This is a genomic window from Parasphingorhabdus pacifica (assembly GCF_054779195.1).
The window spans coordinates 35,653-50,940 of sequence record NZ_BAAGYS010000016.1; the positions used below are offsets into that span (position 1 = coordinate 35,653).

At 66.6% G+C, this 15,288-nt stretch carries 13 protein-coding genes; 4 read left to right on the forward strand and 9 right to left on the reverse strand.

What is annotated here, in order from left to right:
• The first annotated feature begins 4 nt into the window (after positions 1-4).
• Both ACYVAN_RS22945 and ACYVAN_RS22950 read left to right on the forward strand, forming a co-directional pair.
• Positions 5-832: a DUF6282 family protein gene (locus ACYVAN_RS22945; RefSeq protein WP_460962983.1), complete on the forward strand. Its 828-nt coding sequence runs from the start codon at positions 5-7 to the stop codon at positions 830-832.
• A gap of 88 nt (positions 833-920) precedes the next feature.
• Positions 921-3,806, forward strand: coding sequence for an FAD-binding and (Fe-S)-binding domain-containing protein (locus ACYVAN_RS22950; protein WP_460962985.1), 2,886 nt, complete (start codon positions 921-923; stop codon positions 3,804-3,806).
• 80 nt (positions 3,807-3,886) lie between these two features.
• Here the strand turns inward: ACYVAN_RS22950 and ACYVAN_RS22955 are convergent, their stop codons facing one another.
• A complete protein-coding gene (locus tag ACYVAN_RS22955) occupies positions 3,887-5,059 on the reverse strand; it encodes an 8-amino-7-oxononanoate synthase (protein ID WP_460962987.1) in 1,173 nt (390 codons plus the stop codon).
• 3 nt (positions 5,060-5,062) lie between these two features.
• Positions 5,063-6,136: a biotin synthase BioB gene (gene bioB / locus ACYVAN_RS22960; protein WP_460962989.1), complete on the reverse strand. Its 1,074-nt coding sequence runs from the start codon at positions 6,134-6,136 to the stop codon at positions 5,063-5,065.
• Positions 6,137-6,234: 98 nt separating this feature from the next.
• On the opposite strand from bioB, the gene ACYVAN_RS22965 reads away from it, so the two are divergent.
• A complete protein-coding gene (locus ACYVAN_RS22965; RefSeq protein WP_460962991.1) occupies positions 6,235-6,789 on the forward strand; it encodes a TetR/AcrR family transcriptional regulator C-terminal domain-containing protein in 555 nt (184 codons plus the stop codon).
• Between the two features lie 307 nt (positions 6,790-7,096).
• Here ACYVAN_RS22965 and ACYVAN_RS22970 read toward each other — a convergent pair whose 3' ends face one another.
• Positions 7,097-8,107, reverse strand: a complete 1,011-nt coding sequence (locus ACYVAN_RS22970) for a Gfo/Idh/MocA family protein (RefSeq protein ID WP_460962993.1) — start codon at positions 8,105-8,107, stop codon at positions 7,097-7,099.
• Positions 8,108-8,226: 119 nt separating this feature from the next.
• Between ACYVAN_RS22970 and ACYVAN_RS22975 the strand changes: the two genes are divergently transcribed.
• A complete protein-coding gene (locus ACYVAN_RS22975; protein ID WP_460962995.1) occupies positions 8,227-9,228 on the forward strand; it encodes a LacI family DNA-binding transcriptional regulator in 1,002 nt (333 codons plus the stop codon).
• A 15-nt stretch (positions 9,229-9,243) separates the two neighbouring features.
• On the opposite strand, the gene ACYVAN_RS22980 is transcribed toward ACYVAN_RS22975, so the two are convergent.
• The 6 genes from ACYVAN_RS22980 to ACYVAN_RS23005 all read right to left on the reverse strand — a co-directional run bounded on the left by ACYVAN_RS22980 (position 9,244) and on the right by ACYVAN_RS23005 (position 14,840).
• Positions 9,244-10,026, reverse strand: coding sequence for a GntR family transcriptional regulator (locus ACYVAN_RS22980; protein ID WP_460962997.1), 783 nt, complete (start codon positions 10,024-10,026; stop codon positions 9,244-9,246).
• A gap of 237 nt (positions 10,027-10,263) precedes the next feature.
• Positions 10,264-10,635 (reverse strand): universal stress protein, encoded by a 372-nt coding sequence (locus ACYVAN_RS22985; RefSeq protein ID WP_460962999.1) that lies wholly within the window; start codon positions 10,633-10,635, stop codon positions 10,264-10,266.
• Positions 10,636-10,640: 5 nt separating this feature from the next.
• A complete protein-coding gene (locus ACYVAN_RS22990) occupies positions 10,641-12,215 on the reverse strand; it encodes a sugar porter family MFS transporter (protein ID WP_460963001.1) in 1,575 nt (524 codons plus the stop codon).
• Entirely contained in the window at positions 12,212-12,577 is a 366-nt protein-coding gene (locus tag ACYVAN_RS22995) for a VOC family protein (protein ID WP_460963003.1), read from the reverse strand. The genes ACYVAN_RS22990 and ACYVAN_RS22995 overlap by 4 nt, the downstream gene beginning before the upstream one ends.
• Positions 12,578-12,619: 42 nt before the next feature.
• Positions 12,620-13,618, reverse strand: a complete 999-nt coding sequence (locus tag ACYVAN_RS23000; RefSeq protein ID WP_460963005.1) for a sugar phosphate isomerase/epimerase family protein — start codon at positions 13,616-13,618, stop codon at positions 12,620-12,622.
• Between the two features lie 40 nt (positions 13,619-13,658).
• The gene (locus ACYVAN_RS23005; RefSeq protein ID WP_460963007.1) at positions 13,659-14,840 is read right to left on the reverse strand and encodes a Gfo/Idh/MocA family protein; all 1,182 of its coding nucleotides are present in this window, start codon (positions 14,838-14,840) and stop codon (positions 13,659-13,661) included.
• Between the last annotated feature and the right edge of the window lie 448 nt (positions 14,841-15,288).

Genomic DNA, 15,288 nt, shown 5'->3' on the forward strand with positions numbered 1-15,288 from the left:
TGCCGTGTTCGACTTGCATGTGCATGCCGCACCTGATGTGACGCCCCGATTCGCGGACGACCGGGACACCGTGGCCGCATACGCTTCGGCCGGGTTCACCGGATGCGTCCTCAAGGGCCACTACGAGTCAACGGTCGGGCGCGCGGCCGCGGCCGGTCGCGGCCGACGTCTTCGGGTGTACGGAGGCGTCGCGCTGAACCAACACGTGGGCGGGGTCAATCCGACGGCGGTGGCGGCGTGCCTTCAATCCGGGGGCAGATTGGTCTGGATGCCCACCGCCGACGCTCATGGCCAACGCACGGCTAGGTTGCCCAGTCTTTGCGGCCTGCGCCCGGAACTCTCCGAGCACGCGTATGCGATCCCTCCGGTGGACTGGTCCACCGCGGAAGACGTTCGGCTCATCTGCCGAATGATCGCGGAGGCGGACGCGGTGCTGGCCACCGGTCACGTGAGCCGAGCCGAGGCCGAATGGCTCCTGTCCACCGCGCAGGAACACGGAGTACGCAGATTCCTGCTGACTCACCCCAGCTACACGGTTCCGGCAATGTCCGCATCCGCGACCGCCGAGCTGACCGCGCGAGGAGCCTTGGCGGAGATAACCACGTTCCAACTCCTGCACCAACCGGACTGCACCCCCGCCAGGCTCGCCGCATTCGCCGACGAAGTGGGACTGGACAGCGTGGTGTTGTCCTCGGACGCGGGACAGCCGGACTCGCCCAACCCACCCGAAGCGCTCGAGCTTCTCATCGACGTGCTCGCGCGCGAAGGGCTCGACCGTTCCGCATTACGCGCCTGCGCTGCCGAAATTCCGGAAGCACTGGTTGCCCCATAGGTGTGTGTCAGCTCCGAGCAGCACACCATCATCGATCGCTCTCCGGATGTCCAAATGAGCGGAATCCGGAGCCACCGCAGAAGGGCTGATGGTGACCGGTACAGCCGATTCCGACATCACTGCGTTCGAACGTACGCTGCACGATTCCGTACAGGGGCGGGTTTCGTTCGACACCGGAACACGCGGTCTCTACACCACGGATGCGTCCAACTACCGGCGGGCCCCGGCGGGCGTGGTGCTGCCGTGGGACACCGACGACGTCATCGCAACGGTGGCCGCATGCCACGAATTCGGGGTCCCGTTGGTGAGCAGGGGAGGCGGCACCAGCATCGCGGGCAATGCCTTCGGCGGTGGCCTGCTCCTGGATACCTCCCGGTATCTGACCGAGATCATCGAGATCGATCCGCAGCAGCGCACCGCGAAGGTCGAGCCCGGAGTCGTGCTCGACGACCTGCGTGCCGCAGCAGAGCCTTACGGGCTGACGTTCGGCCCGGACCCGTCCACGCACAGTCGCTGCACCCTCGGCGGGATGATCGGCAACAATGCCTGCGGTTCGCACTCGGTGGCATGGGGGACCACAGCCGACAACGTCGAGTCCCTCGATGTTCTCCTGCCGGATGGCACCCGGATGACCGTCGGCGCGACCGGCCGCGACGAGTTGCAGCGGATGGCGGCGATGCCGAACCGCCAAGGGCAGATTTACTCGGGGGTGCAGGGTCTGGTCGATCGCGAGCTCGCGGCGATCCGCACCGGGATGCCGTCGATGTCCCGGCGCGTATCCGGATATGCCCTCGACCAGCTACTGCCTGAAAACGGTGTCCACCTCGCGCGTGCTCTGACCGGTACCGAAGGCAGCTGTGTGGTGGTTCTCGCAGCGACCGTGCGGTTGGTCCCGACACCGCCAGCGCGCACGTTGGTCGTGCTGGGCTACCCGGACGCTCCGGCCGCGGGCGATGCCGTGCCGGAACTACTGGAACGCCGGCCTCTGACCGTGGAAGGGCTGGACCGCCAGCTCTTGGACGCGTGGCTGTCCCGCTCCAACTCGTCGAGCCGTTTGAGCCTGCCGGACGGGCAGGCGTGGCTGATGATCGAGGTCAGTGGCGCCGACGCGACCGACGCCGCCGCCAACGGTGAAGCGGTGATCACAAGCCTGACCGGCGCGTCGCGGCCGGTGGATGCCCGGCTGATCACCGACCCCGCCGAGCAGCGGACGCTGTGGCGGATCCGCGAGGAGGGAGCCGGGGTCGCGACGCGGTTGCCGGATGGTTCCGAGGCGTGGCCCGGCCTGGAGGACGCCGCCGTCCCGCCGGAGAATCTCGGTTCGTATCTGCGCGCCTTCGAGAACCTGATGAACTCCCATGATCGTCACGGTGTGGTCTACGGCCACTTCGGCGAGGGCTGCCTGCATGTGCGAATAGACTTCAACCTGGTCGACTCACCGGGAATCGGTGAGTTCCGTTCGTTCATGGAACAGGCCGCAGACCTCATCACCGAACACGGCGGATCACTCTCCGGCGAGCACGGGGACGGGCAGGCACGCTCGGAACTGCTACCGCGGATGTATCCACCGGAGATCTGCGATGCTTTTGCCGAATTCAAGTCCATCTGGGACCCGAACGACCTGATGAACCCGGGCGTCATCGTGAGGCCAGCCCCACTGGATGCGGATCTGCGCGTTCCCGCCGCAGCAAACGCCGGTGGGGCACTGACCTTGTTCTCCTATCCCCACGATGAGGGCAGCTTCACCCAGGCGGTGGGCCGTTGTGTGGGCGTAGGCAAATGCCGGCGCAGCGAAGGGCCGGGAGTGATGTGCCCCAGCTACATGGCCACGAAGGAAGAACGGCATTCCACACGCGGGCGCGCGCGCTTGCTCTCCGAGATGCTCACCGGAGATCTCATCACCGACGGCTGGCGCTCCGAGGAGGTTCGGGAAGCACTGGACCTGTGCCTTTCTTGCAAGGGGTGCCGCAACGACTGTCCGGTCAATGTGGACATGGCCACCTACAAGGCGGAGTTCCTGCACCATCACTACGCGGGCAGGGTCCGCCCGGCCGCGCATTACTCGATGGGCTGGTTGCCGCTGTGGTCCCGGTTCGCCGCGCTGGCACCGGGTTTGGTGAACGCGGCCACGCGCAACGATACGCTGTCCGGTCTTTTAAAGCGGATCGGCGGGATCGCCCCGGAACGATCGATACCTTCCTTCGCGAAGCAGCATTTCAGCCACTGGTTCAGGCGACGTGTTAGCCGTCCCCAGGGACGGCCGCCCGTGCTGCTGTGGCCGGACACCTTCAACAACTTCCTCACACCCGAGGTCGCACGGGCAGCGGTCGATGTACTGGAGCACGCGGGTTTCCGCGTCGTCCTCCCGCGGGGGCCGGTGTGTTGTGGATTGACCTGGGTGTCTACCGGACAACTGGGGGTTGCTCGCAAGGTCATGCGACGTACCCTCGCAGCACTCGCACCATTCGTCGAAGCCGGAATACCCATCGTAGGTCTCGAACCGAGCTGCACGGCGGCACTGCGTACCGACCTGGTCGAACTCGTGCCCGGAGAAGACGCGGAAAGGGTGGCCGGCACGGTGCACACCCTCGCCGAGTTCCTCGAAGCGCACGCCCCAGACTGGCAGCTGCCCCAGGTGGATCAGTCCGCGATCACCCAGGTGCATTGCCACCAGCACGCGGTGATCGGGTTCGGTCCGGACCAGGAGCTGATGCGACGAGCGGGAATCGGAACCGAGAGGGTGGAAACCGGCTGCTGCGGACTGGCGGGGAACTTCGGGTTCGAGCGCGGTCATTACGAGGTCTCGCAGGCGTGCGGAGAACGAGCGTTGCTGCCCGCTGCCCGAGAGGCAGCCGACGGCACTCTCGTGCTCGCGGACGGCTTTTCCTGCCGCACCCAAGTCGGTCAGGCGACCGATCGCCGTGCGCAGCACCTAGCTGAGGTGCTGGCGGAAGCCGTCCGGAAAGAACTGTGACTTGGGACAGCCACCTGAACCGCGCGATCTTGGGTGGGCTCGGCGCCGAGTTCCGACAGGGTGTCGGCACCTCGTCGTGATCAGCAATGCTGCCGGTGGTCATCGATGACCTGAGTTAGCACGTCGACCGCGCGGGCCCACTGTTCGTAGTCGAGGCCGACGCGGGTGGTGATCCGGAGTCGGGAAATCCCGTCCGGAACCGAGGGTGGCCGGAAGCACCCGACTCGGACTCCGGAGGCGAGGGCTGCGGCCTGCGCGGTGAGGGCGACCCGCGGGGACGGCATCGGCACGGAGAGCACGGCGCCCGCCGACCGCTGCACGCCGAGGCGGTCGGCGAGCTCACCGCTACGTCGGTGGATCCAAGTCGGGAGGTCCGGTTGACCGTGCAGTCGGCGGAGAGCGGTCCGGGCGCCTGCGGCGGGTGCCGGTGCCAGCCCGGTGTCGAAGATGAACGGTCGAGCGCGGTTGGTGAGGTGGTCGATCAGTGCGGTGGAGCCGAGTACCGCGCCGCCCATCGCGCCGAGCGATTTCGACAGCGTCGCGGTCATCACCACGTGCGGGGCGTCGGCCAGATCGTGGGCGTGCACCAGACCCCGACCACCGTCACCGACCACGCCGAGCCCGTGTGCCTCGTCGACGACGAGGAGCGCGTCCTGTTCGGCGCAGACCGCGGCCAGGTCCGTGAGCGGGGCGGCGTCTCCGAGCACCGAGAAGACCGACTCGGTAAGCACGATCGCCGGCCGGCCATCGGCTTTGGTCAACGCGGCCCGCACGGCGGCCACGTCGTTGTGGGGCACCACCTCGATCGCAGCCCGGGACAGCCGTGCGGCGTCGATCAGCGAGGCGTGCACGTGCGCGTCGGAGACGATCAGCGACTGCTTGTCGGCAAGCACGGTCACCGCGGACAGGTTGGCGTGGTATCCGGTCGAGAACACCAGCGCCGCCTCTCGACTGGTGAACTCGGCGAGTTCACGCTCCAGGTCGGAGTGCAGCGTCGTGGTGCCGGTCACCAGTCGGGAGGCGCCTGCCCCGGCACCCCAGACGTGGGCGGCATCGGCGGCCGCTCGCCGCACCTCGGGGTGGCCGGACATGCCCAGGTAGTCGTTGTTGGCGAGGTCGATGACGTTCTCGCCGGCCGCCCGGGGGCGCAGCGTGCGCTGCAGGCCGGCGTCCGCCCGCTTGGTCCGCTGCTCGGCGAACCACTCGGTCCAGCGGCTCTTCTTGACTCCGGGGCGGCTGCTATCCGGCGGCATCCGTCAGGCGTTGGGGAGGACGTCGGTGCCTGCCCCGCGGCGACGGATCGCCGGATCGACCGACTCCGGTCGTTCGGCCTGTTGGGCGAGGTCTTCCTCGGAGTCCAGGACGACGAATCCGTTGTCCCGGATCATTTCCAGGTCCGCCTCGGCGTCCTGGCCCTCCGAGGTGAGGTAGTCGCCGAGGAAGATCGAGTTGGCGACGTGCAGCCCGATCGACTGCAGCGTACGCAGATGCATCTCGCGGCCGCCTGCGATCCGGATTTCCTTGTCGGGGCAGACGAAGCGCGCCATTGCCAGGATCTTCACGCAGCGAGTGGGGGAGAGCTCCCACGTGTTCTCGAACGGGGTCCCTTCGAAGGGCATCAGGAAGTTGACCGGGATCGAGTCCGAGTCCAGCTCCCGCAGCGCGAACAGCGCCTCGACGAGTTGCTCGTCGGTTTCCCCGAGGCCGGCGATCAGGCCGGAGCAGGGCGAGATCTCCGCGCCCTTCGCCTTCTCCACGGTGTCCACCCGGTCGGCGTAGGTGTGGGTCTGGACGATGTTGTCGTGGTTGCTCTCGGACGTGTTGATGTTGTGGTTGTAGGCGTCCACACCGGCCTCCTTGAGGCGTGCTGCCTGGCCGTCCTTGAGGAATCCCAGGCAGGCGCAGACCTCCACGTCGGGGTGTTCGTCCTTCAGTGCCCCGACCATTTCGGTGACCTTGTCGATGTCGCGTGTGGACGGTCCGCGACCGGAGGCGACCATGCACACGCGGCTGGCGCCGCCCTCGATACCGGCACCGGCTTGTTTGAGCGCCTCGTCCTTGGACAGCCACGAGTACTTGAGGACGGGGGCTTCGGAGCCGAGTGCTTGCGAACAGTAGTTGCAGTTCTCCGGGCACATCCCCGACTTGAGGTTGACCAGGTAGTTCACCTTCACCGTGTTACCGAAATGCGCACGGCGCAGCCTGCCGGCGGCAGCCACGACGGACATCAGCTCGGTGTCGTCTGCACGCAGTACCGCGAGGGCGTCTTCGGGCGTGGCCGGGACCCCGGTGAGTACCCCATCGGCGAGCTGTTGGAAGGTGGCTTGCATCGCGTCTCCCGGTGTCGGTTGGTGCTACCTGAACGGTGTTCAACTGAACAGCGTTCAGGCTAAACTGGGTGGGTCGGTCGGTCAACTGGAGGTTCTGAGTGCGCTACCACCGAGCAGACGTCGTGGATCGCGCGATCGTGGTCCTCGACGAGTACGGGTTGGAATCACTGACGATGCGCCGACTCGCCACCGAGCTAGGCGTGCAACCGAGCGCGCTCTACCATCACGTGTCGAACAAGCAGACGCTCCTGGCCGCGGTCGCCGACGAGATTCTGGCCAGGGGGCGGCGACCCCATCGAGCTCGGGCGTGGGATCGGCGTGTGGTCGAGGTCTGCGGCGAGCTCCGGGACGCGATGCTCGCCTACCGGGACGGTGCCGAAGTGGTCGTCACGGCGTACACCTTCGGTCTCGGCGCCGGTGACCCCGCCAACCAGTTGCAGCAGGCCTTGCGGGACGGTGACCTGCCCGACGAACTGGTCGATGTCGGCACCCGTGCCCTCCTGCATCTCGTCTTCGGGCACACCGTGGAGGAGCAGACGGCACTGCAAGCCGCGAGCGCCGGGGCGATCGACCGGGCGCCCGAGGGACCAGCCGATTTCGAGCGGGGGCTCGAGTTGGTGCTGGACGGTCTCCGGTCCAGAGTCAACGGGTAATCACACCGCGAGCAGCTCCGCTGGGGGGAGTCCGTTGGCAGCGGCCAACAGCTCGTCGAATCGACTCGGCCGCGAGGGCGGCCGGACAGGGCTGTCCATCGCACCATGTTCCGGCCAGTGCCCCCTCGGCAAGGAGGAGGCGTGTGAGGCTCGACGGGCGAGCGTCGGCTCCCCGCACGCACGCGAGGCAGCCCAGGGGAATGGACACGCGCCGCCGCGGCTCCACGACCGCCGCGTCGGGACGGGCGAGGACGAGTGCCCGGCGGACGTCCCAGAAATCAGAGCCGCAGGGATTGTGAATCCGTGGTCATGAGCTGACTTCGTTTTCGACGGTCGGGAGCGATACCGGTGCTCCGGTGCGTGCCGACTCCTCGCACGCTTCCGCCAGCCGAAAGCTGATCAGACTGTCCCGCGGCGGCGACGGGTTGCCCGCTCGGCCTGCGATGACGTCGAGGAACACCTCCATCTCGTTGAGGTACGCGTCGTGGTAGCGCTCGATGAACGACTGCCAGGGCGCACTCGGTCGTGGACCGCCATCATCGAGAGAGTTCAGCGGTGTGCGGTCGTCCAGACCCACGGCCACGGTGTCCTTGCTGGTGAATACCTCCAGGCGGCAGTCATAGCCCACCGGGTCGTGCCGAGAGGCTGACAGCACGGCGTGCGCGCCACCGGCGAAGCGCAACATGACAATCGCGTTGTCCACGTCGCCGGCTTCCTCGAACGACCCGTCCACCAGTACCGAGCCGGACGCATAGACCTCGGTGACCGGCTCGCCGACCAGCCATGGCACTGCGTCCAGATCGTGGATCAGGCAGTCCCGGAACAGCCCGCCGGAGGTCGCCACGAATTCCGGCGACGGCGGCAGGTGGTCGTTGCACACCGCGCGTACCAGGTATACCGTCCCCGCCGTGCCGGAGCGCAGTCGCCGGTGCAGTTCGACGGTCGCCGGGTCGAAGCGGCGCTGGAACCCGACCAGCACCGGCACGCCGGACGCTTCTACCTCGTCGACCAGCGTTCCCATCGATGGCAGGTCGGGCGCGAGCGGTTTCTCGCACAGCACTGGCTTTCCCGCGGCGATCGCCCGGCGCACCATCTCGGGGTGGGTGTCGGTGGGGGTCGCCACGAGCACGCCGTCGGCCGCGACGAGATCGTCCGCGGTATCCACCGCAACCGTTGGACCGCCGAGCGAGGCGGCCGCTGTCGCGGCCTTACCGGGTTGCGGGTCGAACAGCAGGAGTTGTTCGACCTCGTCCAAGGCGGTGAGGTTCGTGGCGTGCATAGAGCCGATCCGGCCGACCCCGGCTACTCCGATCTTCATCTCGGGAGTGCCCTCGTTTCAACTAGGAGCGAATGTGTTAGAGCGCTCCAAGTTTGGAGCGCTCTAATGCTGTAAGCTGACTCACGTCGATGTCAACCCTTGCAGAAGGAGAACTCACCATGGCGCGGCCAACGATGGAGGACGTCGCGGCCCGTGCCGGGGTATCCCGTGCGCTGGTCTCCCTGGTCATGCGGGATTCGCCGAAGGTCAGACCGGAGCGCAGGGATGCTGTGCTGCGGGCTGCCGAGGAGCTCGGCTACTCACCGCACGCCATGGCACGGTCGCTGGCTTCGAGGAATTCCACGGTGCTGGGCGTGATGGTCTCCGATCTGCACAACCCGTTCTTCGCGGAGATCGTTGACGGGCTGGACGCGGTGGCCCGATCGGAGGGACTGGAACTGATCATCAACACCGGTGGTCGCAGCGCGACACGGGAACGCAAGGCGGTCGAGAGCTTGCTGTCGTTCCGACCCGCGGGACTGGTGTTGCTGGGACCGGCGGTTCCTGCCTCGGACATCGCCGCTGCGGCGGACAGGGTCCCCGTCGCGCTCGTGGCACGCGATTCTCGTCTATCCACTGTCGATACTTTCAATGATGATGGCAAGGCCGGTTCGGAGCTGGCCGTCGACCACCTCGTCGCGCTGGGCCACACCCGGATCGTGCACTTCGACGGTGGCCACGGCTCGCAGGCGGCCGTCCGCAGGCGCGGCTACGTCGCGACCATGCGCAAGCACGGCTTGGAGCCGGTGGTGTTGCCCAGCGAGTACACCGACAGCGCAGGATCGAAGGCCGTCGGGCAGGTGCTTGAGAGGTTCGCCCCGCTGCCCACCGCGATCGTCGCAGCCAACGATTTCAACGCGGTTGGTGCGATTTCCGCGCTCGACGAAGTGGGGCTGCGGGTGCCGCAAGACATCTCGGTGATCGGCTACGACAACACTTCGCTTGCCGCGCTCGCGCACATCGGCCTCACCACGATCGACCAGCCGCGTCGCGAGATGGGCAGGCTCGCTGCCGAAGCACTTCTGGAACGAGTCCGGGATGGTCGTGCGGGTCCCGTCCGCAAGCTCCTGCAGTCGCGACTGGTCCTGCGTGACACCACCGGGGAGCCAACCGGGGTCTGAAGTGGACGACCGGAGTCAGGTGTCGCCGTGCAGGGAGAGGTCGAAGGAGTAACGCGAAGCACGGTAGACGTGCGAGCCGTACTCGACGACCTTGCCCGCTTGGTCGTAGGTGGTGCGCTCCATGGTCAGTAGAGCTGCCCCTGCCTGCTCGTCGAGCAGGTCGGCCTCGTCCTCGGCGGCCACCCGGGCGCCGATCGTCTGGTGCGCCGCGTGGAGGTGCACCCCGGCACCGCGGAGCAGCTGGTAGAGGCCGCGCTCCTCGAGCAGTTCATCGGTGGGTTCGATCAGGCCTACGGGCAGGTAGTTCTGCAGCTGGGCGATCGGTTCGCCACGAGCCGAGCGGACGCGCTGCAGATGCAGCGCATTGTCCTGCTCGGAGATCCCGAGGATGTGTGCGATCTCGGGAGAAGGCGTTATCACCTCGTTGACCAGGACCTTGGTGGTGGGCTTCTGGTCGACCCGGGTGAGGTCGTCGAACAGGCTGCTCAGTTCCAGCGACCGCTTGACCCGATTGAACACCACCTGGGTGCCTGCGCCGCGCTTGCGCACCACCAGGCCCTTGTCGACCAGGGAGCCGATCGCCTGCCGGACCGTCGGGCGGGACATGCCCAGTCGGGCGGCCAGTTCGACCTCGTTGTCCAGCCGCGCGCCGACGGGAAGCGCGCCGGAGTCGATGGCCTCCTCGATCTGGCTGGCCACTTGGTAGTAGAGCGGCACTGGGCTGCGGTGGTCCACGGAAATCTGGGTGGCCGGGTCCCAAGCGGGTTCCGGCGATCGGCGGTGCTGCGTCGAGGTCACGACCACACGGTATCAAGAACACTCGACGTTCTTAATTCACGATGTAAGGACAAATCGCACTCCGCTGCGTTGTGCGCGTTCTACGCTCGGATTTACGGACCGCCCGCGGACAGTGGTGGAGGGCCCGCCTTTAGGTCGGGTCCTCCACCACTGTCCGTGCGCTGTTGTGCACTATTGACGAGTCTTGCGCCGGTTGGTCGAACAGGCGGCGTGCCGCGCTCCGGCATGGTGGAACCTTCACCGGGACGGTTCGCTTTCCGATGGTTTGACTGCGAGCACGGGTACCGGGGCTTCGAGCAGCAAGCGTTGGCTGATGCTTCCGAGGAGAGCCTTGCCGACGGGGGAGCGGTGCCTCAGTCCGATGACGAGCCGCTGGACCGAGCGTTCGTCGATTTCGTCGAGGACGGCGTCGGTGGGATCGCGATCAGAACGGCCCTGCCGGTCGATCACCGCCACTGGAAGTTCAGGTGGGAGTGGGGAGGTGTCGAGCCCTGTCAGACCGAGGTTGACCACGATGAGGTCATCGTGCAGCTGCTGGGCTTCGTCGATGGCGGCGCGGAGAGCCGCGCGGCCTTCCGGGCTGTCCGGAACGGCGACCATGATGGACATGGTGCTCACCTTCCTCGGGCGTCGGGTCGAGCGTGCTGGGTGCGGACCTCGTCCTCGAATTCCTCGAGGGTCTTGCCGCGGGTCTCGGGAACCAGGGTGGAGGTGAAGAGAATGCCCAGAACACCGATCGCGGCGAAGATGAAGAACGTCGGAGCGATGCCGAGAGCGGCGACCGTCGGCGGGAAGCCGAAGGTGACACCGGCGTTGGCCACCCACAGCACCAACACGCACAAGCCCATGGCGAAACTGCGGATCTTGAGCGGGAACATCTCGGACAACAGCAGCCAGACCACCGGTCCGAGCGTGCCCTGCATGGAGAACACGAAGGCCACGACGAAGATCAGGATGATATAGGGTTTCGCCGCTGTGTCGGGCAGGAACATCGCCGACGTCCCGACGAGTACGTGGAACAGCGAGATCAGGGTGAAGCCGCCGATCAGCATGACGCGCCGGTCGAGCTTGTTGATCAGCATGATGCCGACAGTGATGCCCAGGACGCTGAACAGGCCGTTGGCGGTGTTGGCGATGACCGCACCGTTGGTGGAGAACCCGGCGTCCTGCAGCAGCTGAGAACCGTAGTACATGATCGAGTTGATGCCGGTCAGCTGCTGGAAAATGCCCAGGACGGCACCGATGATGACCATCCGCCGGATCCAGGGCACCGCGAGGTCGAACCAGCCGCCGGTCTGCGACTGCTGCTCTTCCTCGGCCAGCGTGCGGACTTCGGCCATCTCGGCCTCGGCGCGTTCCGGGGACCGCACCTGCTTGAGGACCGCGAGCGCGTCGGCGTCGCGTTCCTGGGACGACAGCCAGCGCGGGCTCTCCGGCATCCGCAGCATCCCGATGAGCAGCGCGATCGCGGGGAGCACCGCGACCACCAGCATGAAACGCCACACCGAGGTGTGCTCGCCCCAGACGTTGATGATGACCGCGTTGATGATGAACGCCGCGAACTGGCCGGACACGATCATGACCTCGTTGCGGGTCACCAGGCTGCCGCGGCGTTCCACGGGTGCGACTTCGGCGAGGTAGACCGGCACGGTGGTCGAGGCGCCGCCGACGGCGAGACCGAGCACGAAGCGGAACAACGCAAGCACCTGCCACGTCGGCGACACGGCGCATCCGATGGTGCCGAGGATGAAGATACCTGAGAGCAGGAGGATGTTCTGCCGCCTGCCGTGCCGGTCGGCGAGCTTGCCGCCGATGGCGGCACCGAACGCGGCCCCGAAGATGAGGATGCTCACGACGAAGCCCTCGGTGACGGGGGTGAGCCCCAGGTCGGCCTTCATCGGCTCCAGCGCACCGTTGATGACGCCGGTGTCGTAGCCGAACAGCAGTCCGCCGAAAGTGGCGACGAAGGCCACCATCCCGAGGCGCTTGGAATGAGGGCCCGGGCGGTCTGCGGGTAACGGTGCGGGTCTTGACGTTGTTCTGTTGCTGCTCATCAGCTCAAACCTCCGTCGTTGGGGGTTTTGGGAGTGGTTCGTTCGCGACTCGTCGTCGTTCAGCGAGCAGAAGTCGTTCAGGGGTGCTTCTCGCTGACTGCGAACTTCGCGGTGCCGGAGGTTCGTGGGATTCACGTGGGCGAATGTGCTGCCTCCTGCAGCTCGATGCGGTTTCCCGACGGGTCCTGCAGGAAGGCTTGCCGCGCAGTGCCGATCGTGACCGCTTCGCTGACCTCCACACCGCGGCTGAGTAGCAGTTCCCGTGTCGTGTCCAGGTCGGAGATGCGCACCGCGAAGTGCTGTCCCCGCGCAGGTGGTGGGCTGCCCTCGATCAGATGAACCTGGTGGTCCCCGACGTCCAGCCAGGCGCCGCGCGCGGCCGATGCAGGCCGGTCGGTACGGCGTCGCATGCCGAGCACTTCGGTGTAGAACTCCAGCGCATCGTCGAGATCTTGAACCATCAACGACACGTGGTGTATGGAGAGGGGGAGTATCACTCTTTACCGTCCATTATGGATAGGCGGTGCCGTTCCGGAACTTCACAGGTTCGCCGCGGCGGCAAGGAGGTTCTTGGCGGCGAGGGAGAGCCCTTCCTCCTGCGAGTAGGAGGCGTCCTCGTGCTCGATGTTGACCGCCATGTCCGGGTCGACCTCGGCCAGGGCGGTGAGGAATTCGGTCCAGTAGGCAGTGTCGTGGCCGATGCCGACGGCGACGAACTTCCAAGCTGGGTTGTCCGGCCAGGAATTGCACCAGTGATCGATGCCGGTGGGGACCTTGCCCGGGGTGCCCGCGGGCACTCGTTCGAACGAGGTGTCGAGAACTCCCCGGACGTCGATGCCGTGGCACAGCGTGGCGTCCTTGGCGGCGGCGTGGAACACCAGCGGTCCGAGGTGGCGAACGCAGGCGGCTACATCCATGCCCTGCCACATCAGGTGCGAGGGGTCCATTTCGGCGCCGAGGTTGGTCGCACCGGTCAACTTCACCAGCTTCTCCAGGGTGACGGGGGAGAACACCAGGTTGTGTGGGTGCATCTCGATCGCCACGTGGACATCGTGGGCGCGGGCGAGGCCGTCGATCTCGGTCCAGAACTCGGTGGCGACACCCCACTGGTAGTCGAGCACGTCCATGTAGACGCCGTCCCAGGGGTTGACGACCCAGGACGGGTATTTCGCGTCGGGGTCCGAGCCGGGGGTGCCCGACATGGTCACGACGTTGCGCACGCCGAGCAGTCCGGCGAGCTCGATGGTGCGGCGCAGGTCATCGGCATGCTTGGGGCCGGTGCCGGGCAGGGGGCTGAGCGGGTTTCCGTTGCAGTTCAGCCCCGTTAGTTCCATACCTCGTGAGGAAAATGTCCGCAGGTAGTCCTGGCGTGCTTTGGCCGAGGACAGCAGCAGGTCAATCGGGCAGTGCGGAGCTGGGAGGAAGCCGCCGGTGTTGACCTCCACCGAGGTCAGGCCATTGGAGTCGAGGATGTCGAGGGTGTCCTCGAGCATGCGGTCGTGCAGGGCGGCGGTGTAGGCGCCGAGCTTCAGTGCCATGGGGAGAGTCCTTGGTCCTTCCAGATATGAGGGAACGTGTTCAGCGAACGTTGATCGGCGCGCCGTTGGCCTGTGAGGATTCGACGATGGCCTGGATGACGCGCATGGTGTGCAAGGCATCGGCGAAGGACGCGCACTCCGGCCGCGGATCAGGGGCGCCGGTGACCTGGTCGAGGAACGCGCGGCACTGGTAGACGAACATCTCAGCGTTGCCGCCGCCGTTACCTGGCGCTTGCATGGGGTATCCGCCGGCGAAATACGGTAGTTGTGGTCCTGCGATGACCTGCCGTGCACCACGGGTGCGTGCTTCGGGCTGCGTGTCGTCGAAGACGTACTCGGCGGGCCGGTGCCAGTCGAAGGAGGCTCGGCCCGACAGACCGTGGGTGTCGAAGGCCAGTCCGTTCGGCATGCCGAAGGCGGTGCGGGATACCGAGAGCGACCCCGTGAGCCCGGTGCGGAAGCGTGCGGTCAACATGGCCGTGTCCTCGTTCTCGACCTCGCCCATTTCGTCGCTGACCGGAGTGGTGTTGTGCCCGACGACCGCTCCGAGCGGCAGCGGCCGCTTGGGGATCTGGGTCGACAACGCCGCACCGGCGACCGATTCGATCGGGCCGCAGACGTACTCGGCCACGTCGATGGCGTGGGCGCCGACATCTCCGAGTGCGCCGCTTCCGGGCCCGCCTTTGAAGCGCCAGCTAAGCGGGCCGCGTGGGTCGCAGGCGTAGTCCGCCCAGTATCGGCCGTTGAACAGCGTCAGCTCACCCAGTTCACCGTGACTGACGTGGTCGCGAATCGCGGTGATGGCGGGGGAGCGGCGATAGGTGTAACCAACGGCGGTCACCACTCCGGCGGTCTTCTCTGCGGCCACCATCGCCTCGGCATCGGTCAACGACCCCGCCAAGGGCTTCTCACACAGCACGTGCTTTCCTGCGCGGATCAGTGCTTCGGCTATTTCCCGGTGCAGCGCGTTGCCGACCACGACGCTCACCGCGTCGATCGAGGGATCGTCGGCGATCTCCTCCCAGCTGGACGCGGACCTCTCGTACCCGTAGCGACGAGCCGCGTCCTCGGCGAGGTCGGTGTTGGTGTCGGCGATGGCCGCCAGCCGGATGAACGGGAGACCGTCGCCGAAAACGGTGTTGACCTGCCGGTAGCCCGCCGCATGGCTGCGACCGGCCATCCCGGCGCCGATGACCGCAACGGACAGTGGTTGCTGAGACATGTTCCGCGTCCTTCTGCTGAGTTGCCCAACGAGTGGTCATCCACCGTTGGGAAGGGGCTCTACGGCGGGGGCTGCGAGCGGCTTCACCGGCTCGCCCGAGTGGCGACGGGTTCTGCATCTGCCGACGAGGCGTTCAGATCGCTTACCGAAGCGTTTCGGTAATCTGTGATGGCAGACACTAAGCAGACCTAGTCCGTATGTCAATACATAAGGAGGAGCAAGCTGCTCTATGCGGTGTCCCCAATGCCGTGAAGCGGTTCCGGGCGCGCATCCACGACGTTATGAATCAGATCTTTCACGCGGACGCGGAATTTCGAGCCGGATCGGAAGCTCGTGACGCGCCGGATCGGTCGTCACTCCCGCGACCTCGGACTCCGAAACGTCGATGGGCGCCGCCCAGTGGCGGCGCCCATCGCCTGAAGATCAGGTCACTGCGGAATTGGTCAGC

What these genes read in the sequence shown, in the direction of transcription:
- ACYVAN_RS22970 (WP_460962993.1), bottom strand. Translation starts at nt 8,107, where the DNA reads ATGAAGATCGGAGTAGCCGGGGTCGGCCGGATCGGCTCTATGCACGCC.
- ACYVAN_RS23000 (WP_460963005.1), bottom strand. Translation starts at nt 13,618, where the DNA reads ATGGCACTGAAGCTCGGCGCCTACACCGCCGCCCTGCACGACCGCATG.
- bioB (WP_460962989.1), bottom strand. Translation starts at nt 6,136, where the DNA reads ATGCAAGCCACCTTCCAACAGCTCGCCGATGGGGTACTCACCGGGGTC.
- ACYVAN_RS22950 (WP_460962985.1), top strand. Translation starts at nt 921, where the DNA reads ATGGTGACCGGTACAGCCGATTCCGACATCACTGCGTTCGAACGTACG.
- ACYVAN_RS23005 (WP_460963007.1), bottom strand. Translation starts at nt 14,840, where the DNA reads ATGTCTCAGCAACCACTGTCCGTTGCGGTCATCGGCGCCGGGATGGCC.
- ACYVAN_RS22955 (WP_460962987.1), bottom strand. Translation starts at nt 5,059, where the DNA reads ATGCCGCCGGATAGCAGCCGCCCCGGAGTCAAGAAGAGCCGCTGGACC.
- ACYVAN_RS22975 (WP_460962995.1), top strand. Translation starts at nt 8,227, where the DNA reads ATGGCGCGGCCAACGATGGAGGACGTCGCGGCCCGTGCCGGGGTATCC.
- ACYVAN_RS22985 (WP_460962999.1), bottom strand. Translation starts at nt 10,635, where the DNA reads ATGTCCATCATGGTCGCCGTTCCGGACAGCCCGGAAGGCCGCGCGGCT.